Raw genomic sequence first — 13,779 nt, forward strand, 5'->3', positions numbered from 1 at the left:
TGGTACCGGGGTTTTGATTAGTGTTGGTACCGGGGTTTTGATTAGTGTTGGTACCGGGGTTTTGATTAGTGTTGTTGTTCCCTGGTGATATTCCTGGTCTATTTCGATTATTATTTCTATCTTGATTGGTATTATTATTGTTATCGGGGTTTTGCTCGGTTCCTGGTGATTTCCCTGGAATTATATTTTGATTATTATTCCGGTTTTGCTCAGTGTTGTTATTTGTAGGCGGTTTAGTCTTGGTATCTGTATCTGTATCGTTTTGAGTAATTAGATTTGAATCTAATGAAATTACCGGATTTTTAGCTGACTGAGCTTGAGCTAAAGAAGTCTGGAAAGATAGCTCCAAAGCAATCACTAAACTACCAATAGTGACTAAATTAAATTTATAAATTATTAATATCAATTTAAAACAAAAAGTGTTTTTCATTATTTTGCCTCTAAAATATAAAAGTTAACAAAGATGTAATCTGGTCATTTTCGATGATTAAGCTAAAAAATAAAAATTCCAATAATTTAATTAATACTTCATATATAATAATCCTATTTTAATTTGGAAAATATACTGACACTTAAAAGCTTATATAGTAAGGCTAATGTCTAAAAACTCTTTGGCAATCAAACTGAATTCTTATATTCCAACTACTTTAAATTAGTAATAGTACTTATTTTTCAAATGTAACTAGTAGCAGCAAGTTTTATTTTTACCTTCTAGTTTCCCCTCAAACCAAATTCCACTTTCAGATTTACCATCTTCAGATATACAAGTTCCCTGACCATGAGGTTGATAGTCTTGAAATTCTCCTTCGTATTGGCAACCATTGTTATAAATTAATTTACCCTTAACGTAAGAATTATCATTAAATAGACCTATAAATTGATTTCCATTATCAAATGTGTATGTACCCGTACCATCAAGCTGCCATTTATTATTAAATTCTCCTTGGTATTTATCATTTAATTTGACAAAAAGTAAGGTTCCACAACCGTAAGGTGCTTTATCTTTTACTTTTCCATAATATTTATTACCATCATCATCAACAAGGTTAGGCTCATTTGGGTTATATTGTAAATCTGTTTCTGAACAAGCTAGTTGCACATCGTTGGTGGATTGTCTAGAAAAATTCATAAATAACAACCCAATCCCAAAAAACATCATAACTACGGCTCCAACACCAATTAAAAACCTTTGGTTTGCGAAAAAAAAATGTGATGGTGGAGAAATTGATGATGATAATGCTGTTAATGCTTGTAAAGCTTCGCCAGCATTTTGATAGCGCTCTTTAAAATTAGAACGCACCATTTTATCTAACACATTTGCGAGAGCGGGACTAACTAAAGCCTTATCTTGCCAAATTACGTCAAAAGTATCTGGATCTTTCGGTAATTCCTGCGGTCTAATTCCAGTTAAAGCATAAATTCCCAACATCCCCACTGCATAAACATCGCTGGATAATTTAGGATAACCATTTAACTGTTCGATAGGCATATAGCCATTAGTACCAACAATAACCGAGACGTTTGTTTGCTCTAGTGGATTGGCTTTTAACAGGCTAATTTCTTTGACAGTTCCAAAGTCTATTAATATTATCTTGCCGTCACTATTACGACGCATTAAATTTTGTGCTTTGATGTCTCGATGAATAATATTCTTATCATGAATAATTGTTAATACTTCTAAAATTTCTTTTAAAAGCTGCGTCACCTGAGCTTCACTTAACTTATTACCAGGAAATATTTCTTGACTCAAATCGTGTCCATCAATATATTCCTGTACTAGATAAAACTCACCTCCTTCTTCAAAGTGGGCAAAAAGCCGGGGAATTTGATCGTGTTCATTACCTAAACGATATAGAGCTTTTGCTTCTTTATTAAAAAAATTTATGAACGCTTGCAATTCTTCTTGGTTTTGGCTTTGTCGAAGATTTTTGACGACACATAGAGGATGGTCCGGTAAATCTAAATCTTCAGCTAAATAGGTGATTCCGAAGCTACCGCTTCCTAATTGCTTGATAATTTTATAGCGATTACGGAGAATATAACCGGGGAGCATTGGATTTAACGATAAGTAAAAATAAATTCTAATTTTTTCAATTTTCTTGGAAATTTTGTGATATTAGACTTAATCACTAATAGATAAAACTTGCCATACCAAACAATTCATCAAGATTATAATCTAAAGCTACGAAAAAATAATTTCGACTTTTGGCTAGTTTTTTTATTGCTTTAATAAGCTAAGGAAGTTGTTGTTACAAATTTTTTGCTATTAATGAAAATTTTTTAAATTCATGAACAGTAATCTATTGATATGCATAAATATCCCACCATACACCCTCGGAACTGATAACTGATAAGTACTACCACTTCCCAGAATCATCTTCTTGTTGTAAACCTATCAGCCGACGGCGTTTCCAAGCATAAGAGATAATATTAATTCCAAATTCTTGAGCAGTGCGAATTGCCAGTCTGGGCATCTTCAAGTCTCTATCTAATCCCCAAGCCGAGGCTAAATCACCTACTATTAAAATAATCCCTCCACCAGCGAATATTTCAATTGCTCGTTGATTGACTATTGGTAAAGCTGCAAATAAAAAAGGTCGCGTTCTTAAGGGATGTTCGCGTCGTAATTCTTTATCATGTTTTAAAGGAGTTTCTAATTTTTCTGCTAAAGCATGAGTACTTTGGATCAAAGCCTCAGCATCTGCCGGTGCATCAACTAAAAGTATTCCTCCTGTATTTAAATATTTTTTCAGTGATTCAAATTCGACGCTGTTAATAGATAATTCTTGCTGACCAGTGAAATATAGTAAATCGTATTCGTAAATATTTTTATTTTGCCCCAAATTTATTTGTCCGGGTTCATCAAGTCCTCTTAAATAAGGGTATAAAGGTTCGATTGATTGTAAGAAGTAAGATAAATTAAAGAAATTACGCGCACATTCTGAATCACTATGATTGACCTGTGCCATACGTACAATTGCTTGCGGACGCGATTGTGCTTGACGGCGATAACGTAAATCTATATTGTTATAACCGGGAAAAAAAACATCATTAGGTTGGGTAATATCCTTTTGTTTGGGTTGTAAAAGTATCCGACAAATTTCTATTTCTGAAATCTCAGGTGTAGAATTTCTTTGGTCAAACCGATAGACTTCTCTCACAATCTCTCTAGAGTTACGCGAACGCAATTGTTCTGGGTCTACATAACTGACTGTTAAATAAACCATAATCGGTTCACTATTTGCAACTTCTAAATCAATTGGAAAGTCGAAAAGTGCAGCTACAACTATTAAATTACCATGCAAATCAATAGCGATACCGGGTTGAATTTGTACCCAACGTCCATCTCTATACTTAGCTTCTACATTACTAGGTGCAGGAATATCTCGCACCCCTAAACCGCAAACAATTCCCGGTTGGTTTAAACATTGATAGTGAATATTTTGCCGCGTGCGATGGTAGTTATGTGCTTTACTCCAGCGTTCGGCATTTATAAGTAAACCGTCAGAAGCTTGTAAACGTTCAAAAGGTTCAATTGATGGTGGGGGAAAGGGGTGAGACATAAAAAGTTAGGAGTTAAGAGTTAAAAGTTAGGAGAAGAAGCGATTATTATCAGAACTTTCTATAAATAATTCATAGGTGCAAAAAGCGGGTTTTTCTTGTTCGATAATTCTTCTTATTAATGGTTCATGTATGGTGTTTGGTTGCTGCGATAAACCGGAGGCTTGGCGCTTTGGATATCGTAACTTCACTACAAAATGATATGCTTGTCCTCCTCCTAACACAGCATTTCCGAGTTCTGCTTCATTAAGAGTAAAACTATTACCACTCGGTTCAGTAATACTAATTTGTTTATCATCTTCGTTTGGTATATCTTCATCTAAGTCCAAACCAGTATACAGATGTAAATAGAGACGCAATCCTTTACGAGTTCCTCGCCAGCGGTATAATTCGATTGCGCGACGAATCAAACGACGTTGCTGTGGTATTTCCTGTACTGAGTCAAATTCCCAACCAACCCAATGAGCCAAAAATGGTAAAAATGCTTGGGGTGCCGTCAAGGAGTCGAGGTTTGCCCACATCACATTGAAGCTATCAATAGCTGGTTGATAAGCTTGTTCAAAAATATTCATGAAGCGACCAATAAAGTCTACTTCGCGATAAAGAAGCGGTAAAAACTCCATGTACAAAGACCAGGGACGTATACATATATTGAATTCGTCACTCGTTTCGATTTTTTCTTGGTCTGTACCTGGGTTTAAATATAAATGAACTGAACAACGAAAGTTAAGATTTAATCTATCTTGTTTTCCTGGTAATATCGCTTGCCGATCTTCAAAGAAAGTAGCAGGAATTAAAAAATAAAGCACAGCTTGCATTTCTTCTCTAGGTAGAATCTCGCTGCCTTCTGTGCCAATTTGACACCACTCTTGAGGAAAGTTTCCTTCTACTCTAAATGTCAACTTCAACGCATCCTCAGTTAAGTTTTTGACTTGCACAATCATTTCGCTTGCTTGTCCGGGATGCAATAGCAAATTGTGTCCAGCTACATCAAAACTTTCTGCCCCTGTAAATGCCAAAGCTACTCCCGGTAATGCTTCGGGAATTTGCATGGGAATTAAGTTTATTTTGACATTAGGATTAGAAGTTAAGCGACTTTGAACCATAGGAGTGGTGAGTATTGAGTTTTCAATCAGCTATTAACGACTGAGGATATTAACTACGTGATTAGAGCGCAAATTATTGTCAGCCCAGGAACAAATTAAACCTTGGACTCCTGGATCGATGACGCGCTCTGGTGAGGGTTGGCGGCTCCATGTGTCTCCTTGTTTACGGATGGGAAATAGTAAAACTGGACCAAGATAGCGGACACCGCGTGCTTGTTGGAGTAGTGCGACAATATCTGACTCGTAAAGTGGGCGACCAAATGGCCAACCTTTTCCTTCAATTCCTCCAGTTAAAGGATTTAAAAATTTATACAGTGATACTCGGATAGTACGCAAAATTTCTTCGCGTGCGAGGGGGTTATCGTATGCTGGTTCTAAACCGATTTCAGTTTGAACGCAAACGCCCATGTATTCTGGTTGTTGTAGTTGTACTTGAACCCCTAATAGCCTTCTTTCATCTAAATAACGCGAAACTTGTTCTTTAAGTGCAGGACTCAGTTCAAAATTATCGGGAGATAAACCATGTCCTTGGGCGATCGCGTCTGTATTAAAATTCGGGACTATCAACAAACTGACTGTACCCGCTTGTCGATTAAATTCTGCACTTAAGCAGCGGACGCGAGCAATTGCGCCTTGTCCAGCAATTTGAGCTAGTGCTTCAAAATCTTCAACTGTAACTGCGCGATCGCGAGAACGTAAAATTCTCGGAGCCTTAATAATCGCTTGTTCGAGTGACTCTGCATCTGCTCCATTGATCGCACCCTTATGATTGATCGCACTAGCAATATAGGGAACAGCAGATTTCAAAAACTGGAGCGATTCAGCTTGAACGTTACCTTGTCTACCTCCTCCTGTACGGTAGCGAACCATTCTAATTTCGGCACCGCGTACAGGAACTGCACCGTACTGACGTTCAAGGTTGTTATCTATGTCACTAACTTGTACAAACGTATCTTCTGGTCTTGGTTGCTGAATACGCGCACGAACTTGTGTTTCGCTTTTTAATTGACTAGGTTCGCGAATCAAAGGACCAAACTGAACTGTACCGCTAATTGAATCTATTACATAGTGCAGGCTTTGAGAATTGGAATCTGCAAAATCTCTAACTTCTTCCCATTTTTGAGGTAAACCATTTGCAGGAATAACTAAAATGTACTCGTCGGCTCGACGTTCTAAGATTGGTGGTTGTTGAAGTTGAAAAATTTGCCCTGGTTTACCATTACTAATACCCAAACGTTCATCTTTAATTAAGTTACTTTGACTTGCACGGACAGTACCACCAACTGCTCTAACTCCCAAACCTATGATTCGGGGAGGACGATTATAACCAGAATTATTCGCATCTAATGGAGTGAGTAAACAGCGAATCCAGCGACCTCGATAAGATACAAAATTAGTTACGGGCCAGTTTTGCGGTAAATGTAACCGGATTTCGGCACCTTGTTCCGGATTGCTACCTTGTTGAGCAATTTCATAAAAACTGAAACCCCGTGTTTTATCGTCTACTTCTTTTAATAGAACAGGTTGCCATTCTTCTCCATCCCAAGCTTCCCAGCGACGTGGCGGTTGGTTAGGATTAATACCAGTAGGTGTCGCAGAAGCACCTTGAATAGTAATTTCTAAAACATTGCCATCGAGAGGATCATCAGAATTAATAACTAAGTAAAAACAGTTACCTGGTGATGGCTCCTCCTCAAATATTGTTTGTTCGCTACCTTCCCAGAAAACTTCAGATTGGCGATTCCAGTTACCAGTTAACCTTTCTCTCAAAGATTGAGGAATTTCTTCTACAGTTAATGCTGTCAAAAGATGTTGTAGACGAGGTTTGGCAATAATTAAAGCAGAATCAGTGCTAAAAGTAATAGCTTCTGTTGTTTCAGTTCGTACCGTCGAAACCTCGATTCCGGCTGAAATTGTGTAAGTCTCTGGCAAATCAGAACTTAAATAAAAAGTTAAATTCGTGTGTGCGGGTGCCGGTGGTTGGAGACGAATGCCCAACAATTCCAGAAAAGCGACATAATTTTTACGTGGTACTTGATTAAACCTCAGTAGCATTTGGTCGGTTAACCAAGCAAACAGTTCAATTAATGTAATTCCAGGGTCACTCAGATTATGGTCTGTCCACTCAGGACAGTAGCGAGGAATACGCATAATGCACTCTTCTACCAAATCGTCGAAGGTGCGATCGTCTAAATTAGAAGAAGGTAAATTTGGTAAAAAGTCAAATTCCACAGTACGATTTTAGATTTTGGATTTTGGATTTAAAAAACGGATGCATTTGGTTTGTTTTGGATTATATATGTTGTAAAGTGGGCATCATTACCCGTCCCTACTCTGCCGAAATTAAATAAAAAGGATAAACAAAGCTGTAAAGGTCGGGATAATTTTTAAGTTTGTATTTAATTAAAATATCTACTTTGCCGAGTATTGGATCAGGTTCAGCACGGACATCATCAAGAAGGATTCGCGGTTCCCAAACTTCTAAAGCTTCTGTTACATATATCCGAATTTGCAGTAATGTCTCGCTATTTAAAGGAGCAAACGCTAATTCCGACAAACGACACCCAAAGGTCGGTCTATACACCCGTTCACCTGGACTAGTACGAAGAATAATCCAAATAGATTCTCTAACTTTCTCGTCTTCACTACTAAACTTTATTCCACCCTGCACATTTAGTTGCAGTGGAAAACCCCAACCTTGCCCCAAATATTCCTGTTGCTGACCGTAAAGCAGGTCTGACATTGTGGCAGTCCTTCGCAGTAGATATTTACGTATATATATAAAATATGGGGGCAGAAGATATAAACCTATTCGCTAAAGGTCGAATTTATCTACTTGAACAAATTTGCCAGGGACTTCTCGCAGAAGACGGTTGAAAATTTACTTCTATACTTATAAAAAATTAGCCGCTTGCAATATACAAATTAAATACACGATATTATCACCTTTTTCTATTTATTCAGCAAGCCTTAATTACCAATTAAAACAGTCGCGTCACCTTTAGTAATTTTATTTGGTGGTCCCAATGCTTCTATAATAGTGTCGCCCATGCGACAAGCAGGGAGTCCATTAATTAGAACCGTCTTGCTACCATTAATCACAACACCAGGACCGTGCGGAGGTATGGGTAAAGGTGTCGCGCATTGATGAATATCAGGAATAGAAGGAGCAGCACTTGCAGCAGCCAAAGAGATGGCGTTACTCATTGTAGCGGCAGCTGATGTCTTCACAGATTGTTCAGCGGCGATCGCGCCAGGAGCAGCAGGTGTACCGCTAGCAGCTTTAGAAGCCGTCTCAGCAGTTTTGACAGCTATATCAGAAGTTTTTTTAGCACTCATCAAAGCCGGTACTGCCGTCGCAGGTATGCCGCGCCACGCAGGTAGTTTCCCGATCAGCACATTACGACTACCGGGGCCTCCTGTCAAAACTGGAGGTAAAGGGTGCGCTACAGTATCGGTAATTCTTGCTGCTGGTTTTCCTTTAGGCATAAAATTATCCTGTTAAATATTAATTTAAACGAATCATTGCACCATTAACTGTAATCGTTCCGTTGGCTTTAATTTCCATGTTTCCATCAGCCTTGATTGAAAGATTACCTTTGGAATGAATTGATACAGACTTAGTTCTATCGTTCATCTTGATATGATGACCTCTTTTAGAGACAATTTCGATTAAAGCTTCACTGTCATTTAAATATATTTTGTGACCGCCTTTGGTTTCTACGCAAATACCTGTTTTGCTTGCACCTTTATCTTCATCTACAAACTGTAATTGATGACCAATACGGGTTTTCAAGGTTCGCAGACGAACTCGACCGCCAACTACACTGTCTTTTACAGGAGTTGGTGGTGCATCTTTCCCGTTCCAAACTGCGCCAATAATATAAGGTCGGTGAATATCACCATGCTCAAAACCAACCAACACTTCATCGTTGATTTCTGGTAGCCAGTCAGTTCCGCGACCGGAACCGGCACCTATTGATACCATTCTTGCCCAATAACTTTCATGTTCTTCAGTAAGAGTGGGAAACTTAACTTTAACTCGACTCAATCCTTTGGGGTCGTGATTATTGGTGACAATTCCTACTAAAAATGTTTGACCTGGTTGTAAACGTGTTTGTGGTGATATCGAGTTATATAAATTACCAGAACGTAAACCTCGAACGCTAAATTCCGTAGTATAAACTCGCTGGCTGTAAAAGTGACGTGTTTCCGTAATGTAATACTTACCGCTAAAGCGATCGCCCATTTTTTGGAGATCGACAAACCTACCCGGTCGAATTTTAGGATTACCTTCTGCTTTTGCATCTGCATAAACAAATTCTCCTCCTAATTCATCACATAAAGCTTGAGCCATAACTTGTGCTTCTTTCGCACAAGAAACGGGTTTATCTACAACAGTCATTAGCGGAGGTTTACTAATGTTGAATTTGTTAGTGCTATTACTTCCTTTTTTATTACCAGTATCAGTTATTACGTTCTCTGATACAGCTTTATGACTAATTACCTGTTTCTTTTGGTAGTCCCAACTACGCACTTCCACTGCACTCACTTGTTCTGCACTGCTAACGCGAGTACTGAAGCTACTAATTTCATCTAGCCATTTCAGTTCTACTTCTTCTTGAGCTACTGGTTTACGAAAGTTTATTTTGCCTTCTTCAATAAAAAGCTCAAAACCAATACGAGCAGCTCTTTCTCGTAAAAATTCCATATTGGTTTGATTCTCTTGAAAAACATACTCATGAGCTGCGCCACTCTCATCTATGTTTCCAAGCAATATACCTACTTCTTGAGCAATTTTACGTACTATATCGCTATCGGTATTATTTAAAAAAGAGCGATTTTGTCGCCCTCTATGCAGCCTATGGGAGCTATCGTAACCGCGAACTATTATAGGTGCCTCAGATTTTTTATTAAAATGAACCTCAATTGCCGTAATTTCACCATCAATTAAGTAGCCTTTTTTTTCCAGGTTAAAATTTTGGTCTTGGGTAGTACTAGAACTGAACCCTAATCTGACTTTTTTACCGATTTCAAACACCTTTTCGTGTCGCCAGGTTTGGTATTCGGCTTTATCATTAGTTGGGTAATAGCTATTGTGAACTACCAATGTAAACATTGCTGGCAAGTGCAAACTTTCTTCAATGGTGATTTGCAATAAATCCTTGATTAATTCAGGAGGTGCTGGTTGTCCTCCTATTTCGACTATGGGTTGAGATAAATAAAGATTTTGTTGTGCCATAATAATTAACTTTAAAATTCACTCGTAATGTTGAAGAAGACGGAGGTCAGATAACTCCACTGAGATATTTATTTCTTTCGACCTCTTGGATTTTGTCTTCCACCTCCTGGATTTTGTCTTCCACCTCCTTGATTTTGACCTCCACCTCCTGGATTTTGACCTCCACCTCCTGGATTTTGTCTTCCACCTCCTTGATTTTGACCTCCACCTCCTTGATTTTGACCTCCACCTCCTTGATTTAGGTTTTCGTTGAAAAGAGATGCACTTTGAGGGCTATCTTGTCGCTGCTGCCCCTGAGATGCAGATTCAGTACCTCCTGGGAGGTTATTCTTATCTACTTCTTGCAATGAAATATCTACCATTGCTCTAACTGGTGTTCCATCAGTAAGAAACATATTCAGGGTATAGGTTAGACTAAGCATTACGCAGAAAAAATATTCATCCTTCCATACAAATGTATAAACAGGAGGACGTGTATCAGGTTTAGTATCAATAGTCTCAACTCCTTTTTTAATAATATTTATATATGTCATTACAGACTCTTTTGTTTCATAAGTATCAAATATTAGCTGTTTAAGTGTAAATTCATAAGGTTTAACACCTGAAAAGTTAACTTTCGGCAATAAACTTGTTCCTCTATTTCCTGGGTCTTGTTGCCAATTAACAGTTCGAGAAAAGCTGATTTCACTGGGATTAAACATTAACTCTATATCAGGTGCCTCCCCGTTGTAAGCTTTGAGTTTGGCTTTTTCAAGTTGAGGTTGGAGTTTTTGAGGAGTGATTATAGAAGGACTTGCCATTTGAATATTGTTCCCTAAAAATCAAAATCTAAACCAAAAATCGTATTACCAGGGTAAACGACCTGTAAAAGTGCCTTGGCGTTCTTTCTCAATTTCGAGTTGTTGCCGTAATCTTGTATAAACTTCACGAGCAAGCGCTTCGAGAGCTATTTCATCATCTTCTTTTGAATCAGACGACATATTTATATTTTGACTTACTGGTTTTATTTCAGTCGATATATTATCTTCTTTTACTTCACCACCTTTAGCAAATCCTTTAGGTAAATGATGTTGCTGAGTTGATGTTTGTAAATTCGAGGATGATTTTGAATCATCAAAAGACTGAATATTTGATATATTAGGATTTCCATTATTCAAGTTTTTAAAATTGCTATCTTCATGACCAAAATGCATTAATTCTTCAACATTTGACCATTGTGAAGGAGTTTCATTTTTAACATTAGAAGATGTATTAACATTTGCTTTCTGAAAAATTAAAGGCGGCGAGGAGTAGTTATTAACGGGCGATTTTTGTTTAGCTATATCATTGTTTCTATGATTAGAATAATTAAAGCTTTTATTATTAATAAACGACGACCTCTGTTTTGTAATATCTAATCCTAAAGATGGAGAAATTAAAGAATTAGTATCTTTTTTTTGCTGAAGATCAGGTGCTGTACCACCTTTATTGATATGTTCTAAGAGAGGAAGATTTTTCTGTGCATCTTTAGAATTTATTACAAACTCCCCAGGTGTTAATACAGCAGGTACAGTATCGGAAGCCGCTATTGGATGATTATTATCAACCTTTAACTGTGTTACCTGTTTCTCCGTAGCAAAAGTTTGAGGTGTTGTCTCTTTAGCTGTCTCACCCGTTGTTGCTGCTAGCTTTGTTTGGGTAACGGATGGAGTTTGTTCGGGTATTGTTTGAGCAGAAACAGCTTCTGGGTTTTGTGATTCACCCGTTGTTGCTAGCTTTGTTTGAGTAACTTCTGGTTTTTGATCCGATATTGTTTGTGGGGAAACAGTTTCTGGGTTATGTGATTCACCCGTTGTTGCTAACTGTGTTGGGGTAGTTTCTGAAGTTTGCTCCGATATTGTTTCTAGGTTTTGAGATAATTCACCCGTAGTTGTTGCTAGCTTTGTTTGGATAGCTTCTGGGTTTTGATCTGATATTGTTTGGGGGGAAACAGTTTCTGGGTTTTGATCCGATATTATTTGTGCTGGAGAAACAGGTTGTGCGATCGCAGATGATTCAGCCGAAGTTGTTTTTAACTGTGTTGGGGTAGTTTCTGAAGTTTGATCTGATATTGTTTGTGGGTAAGCAGTTTCTGGGTTATGTGATTCACCCGTTGTTGCTAACTGTGTTGGGGTAGTTTCTGAAGTTTGCTCCGATATTGTTTCTAGGTTTTGAGATAATTCACCCGTAGTTGTTGCTAGCTTTGTTTGGATAGCTTCTGGGTTTTGAGATGATTGATCGGGTATTGTTTGTAGTGAGGAAACAGGTTGTGCGATCGCAGATGATTCACCCGAATCTGAAGTTTGATCTGATATTGTTTGTGGGTAAGCAGTTTCTGGGTTATGTGATTCACCCGTTGTTGCTAACTGTGTTGGGGTAGTTTCTGAAGTTTGCTCCGATATTGTTTCTAGGTTTTGAGATAATTCACCCGTAGTTGTTGCTAGCTTTGTTTGGATAGCTTCTGGGTTTTGATCTGATATTGTTTGGGGGGAAACAGTTTCTGGGTTTTGATCCGATATTATTTGTGCTGGAGAAACAGGTTGTGCGATCGCAGATGATTCACTCGAAGTTGTTTTTAACTGTGTTGGGGTAGCTTCTGAAGTTTGCTCCGATCTTATTTCTAGGTTTTGAGATGATTCACCCGAAGTTGTTGCTAGCTTTGTTTGGAAAACTTCTGGATTTTGATCTGATATTGTTTGTGAGGAAACAGGTTGTGCGATCGCAGATGATTCACCCGAAGTAGTTTTTAACTGTGTTGGGGTAGATTCTGAAGTTTGATTAGGTATTGTTTGAGCAGAAACAACTTCTGAGTTTTGAGTTTCACCCGTTGTTGCTAACTGTGTTGGGGTAGATTCTGAAGTTTGATCTGATATTGTTTGTGGGGAAGCAGTTTCTGGGTTATGTGATTCACCCGTTGTTGCTAGCTGTGTTGGGGTAGTTTCTGAAGTTTGCTCCGATATTGTTTCTAGGTTTTGAGATAATTCACCCGTAGTTGTTGCTAGCTTTGTTTGGATAGCTTCTGGGTTTTGATCTGATATTGTTTGGGGGGAAACAGTTTCTGGGTTTTGATCCGATATTATTTGTGCTGGAGAAACAGGTTGTGCGATCGCAGATGATTCACTCGAAGTTGTTTTTAACTGTGTTGGGGTAGCTTCTGAAGTTTGCTCCGATCTTATTTCTAGGTTTTGAGATGATTCACCCGAAGTTGTTGCTAGCTTTGTTTGGAAAACTTCTGGATTTTGATCCGATATTGTCTGTGGGGAAACAACTTCTGAGTTTTGAGTTTCACCTGTTGTTGCTAACTGTGTTGGGGTAGTTTCTGAAATTTGATCGGGTATTGTTTGAGCAGAAACAACTTCTGAGTTTTGAGTTTTACCTGTTGTTGCTAGCTTTGTTTGAGTAACTTCTGGTTTTTGATCTGATATTGTTTGTGGGGAAGCAGTTTCTGGGTTATCTGATTCACCCGTTGTTGCTAGCTGTGTTGGGGTAGTTTCTGAAGTTTGATCTGATATTGTTTCTAGGTTTTGAGATAATTCACCCGTAGTTGTTGCTAGCTTTGTTTGGATAGCTTCTGGGTTTTGAGATGATTGATCGGGTATTGTTTGTAGTGAGGAAACAGGTTGTGCGATCGCAGATGATTCACCCGAAGTTGTTTTTAACTGTGTTGGGGTAGATTCTGAAGTTTGATCTGATATTGTTTGAGCAGAAACAACTTCTGAGTTTTGAGTTTCACCCGTTGTTGCTAACTGTGTTGGGGTAGATTCTGAAGTTTGATCTGATATTGTTTGTGGGGAAGCAGTTTCTGGGTTATGTGATTCACCCGTTGTTGCTAGCTGTGTTGGGGTAGTTTCT

9 protein-coding genes and 1 pseudogene are annotated in these 13,779 nt (G+C 38.2%); all 10 read right to left on the reverse strand.

Annotated features, from left to right (window positions below):
• Positions 1 to 430: pseudogene (locus ACM03V_RS33840) on the reverse strand (hypothetical protein); the annotation flags it as partial.
• 252 nt (positions 431 to 682) lie between these two features.
• Positions 683 to 2,053, reverse strand: coding sequence for a protein kinase domain-containing protein (locus ACM03V_RS33845; RefSeq protein ID WP_414625200.1), 1,371 nt, complete (start codon positions 2,051 to 2,053; stop codon positions 683 to 685).
• 304 nt (positions 2,054 to 2,357) lie between these two features.
• Positions 2,358 to 3,563, reverse strand: coding sequence for a DUF4159 domain-containing protein (locus ACM03V_RS33850; protein ID WP_414625201.1), 1,206 nt, complete (start codon positions 3,561 to 3,563; stop codon positions 2,358 to 2,360).
• Positions 3,564 to 3,590: 27 nt separating this feature from the next.
• The gene (locus ACM03V_RS33855) at positions 3,591 to 4,667 is read right to left on the reverse strand and encodes a phage tail protein (RefSeq protein WP_414625202.1); all 1,077 of its coding nucleotides are present in this window, start codon (positions 4,665 to 4,667) and stop codon (positions 3,591 to 3,593) included.
• A gap of 33 nt (positions 4,668 to 4,700) precedes the next feature.
• On the reverse strand, positions 4,701 to 6,899 hold the full coding sequence (locus ACM03V_RS33860) for a putative baseplate assembly protein (RefSeq protein ID WP_414625203.1): 2,199 nt from the start codon (positions 6,897 to 6,899) through the stop codon (positions 4,701 to 4,703).
• Between the two features lie 97 nt (positions 6,900 to 6,996).
• Positions 6,997 to 7,410, reverse strand: a complete 414-nt coding sequence (locus ACM03V_RS33865; protein WP_414625204.1) for a GPW/gp25 family protein — start codon at positions 7,408 to 7,410, stop codon at positions 6,997 to 6,999.
• 227 nt (positions 7,411 to 7,637) lie between these two features.
• Positions 7,638 to 8,156, reverse strand: a complete 519-nt coding sequence (locus ACM03V_RS33870; protein WP_414625205.1) for a PAAR domain-containing protein — start codon at positions 8,154 to 8,156, stop codon at positions 7,638 to 7,640.
• Positions 8,157 to 8,175: 19 nt separating this feature from the next.
• Positions 8,176 to 9,909 (reverse strand): VgrG-related protein, encoded by a 1,734-nt coding sequence (locus tag ACM03V_RS33875; protein WP_414625206.1) that lies wholly within the window; start codon positions 9,907 to 9,909, stop codon positions 8,176 to 8,178.
• Positions 9,910 to 9,977: 68 nt separating this feature from the next.
• A complete protein-coding gene (locus tag ACM03V_RS33880) occupies positions 9,978 to 10,709 on the reverse strand; it encodes a hypothetical protein (RefSeq protein ID WP_414625207.1) in 732 nt (243 codons plus the stop codon).
• A 45-nt stretch (positions 10,710 to 10,754) separates the two neighbouring features.
• A partial coding sequence (locus tag ACM03V_RS33885; RefSeq protein ID WP_414625208.1) for a hypothetical protein occupies positions 10,755 to 13,779 on the reverse strand: 3,025 nt, incomplete at its 5' end.

This window comes from Calothrix sp. CCY 0018, assembly GCF_963920925.1.
In the GTDB taxonomy this organism is placed as follows: Bacteria; Cyanobacteriota; Cyanobacteriia; order Cyanobacteriales; family Nostocaceae; genus Rivularia.

Coding starts and splice junctions, on each gene's coding strand:
- ACM03V_RS33845 (WP_414625200.1), bottom strand. CDS start 2,053: ATGCTCCCCGGTTATATTCTCCGTAATCGCTATAAAATTATCAAGCAA.
- ACM03V_RS33850 (WP_414625201.1), bottom strand. CDS start 3,563: ATGTCTCACCCCTTTCCCCCACCATCAATTGAACCTTTTGAACGTTTA.
- ACM03V_RS33855 (WP_414625202.1), bottom strand. CDS start 4,667: ATGGTTCAAAGTCGCTTAACTTCTAATCCTAATGTCAAAATAAACTTA.
- ACM03V_RS33865 (WP_414625204.1), bottom strand. CDS start 7,410: ATGTCAGACCTGCTTTACGGTCAGCAACAGGAATATTTGGGGCAAGGT.
- ACM03V_RS33870 (WP_414625205.1), bottom strand. CDS start 8,156: ATGCCTAAAGGAAAACCAGCAGCAAGAATTACCGATACTGTAGCGCAC.
- ACM03V_RS33875 (WP_414625206.1), bottom strand. CDS start 9,909: ATGGCACAACAAAATCTTTATTTATCTCAACCCATAGTCGAAATAGGA.
- ACM03V_RS33880 (WP_414625207.1), bottom strand. CDS start 10,709: ATGGCAAGTCCTTCTATAATCACTCCTCAAAAACTCCAACCTCAACTT.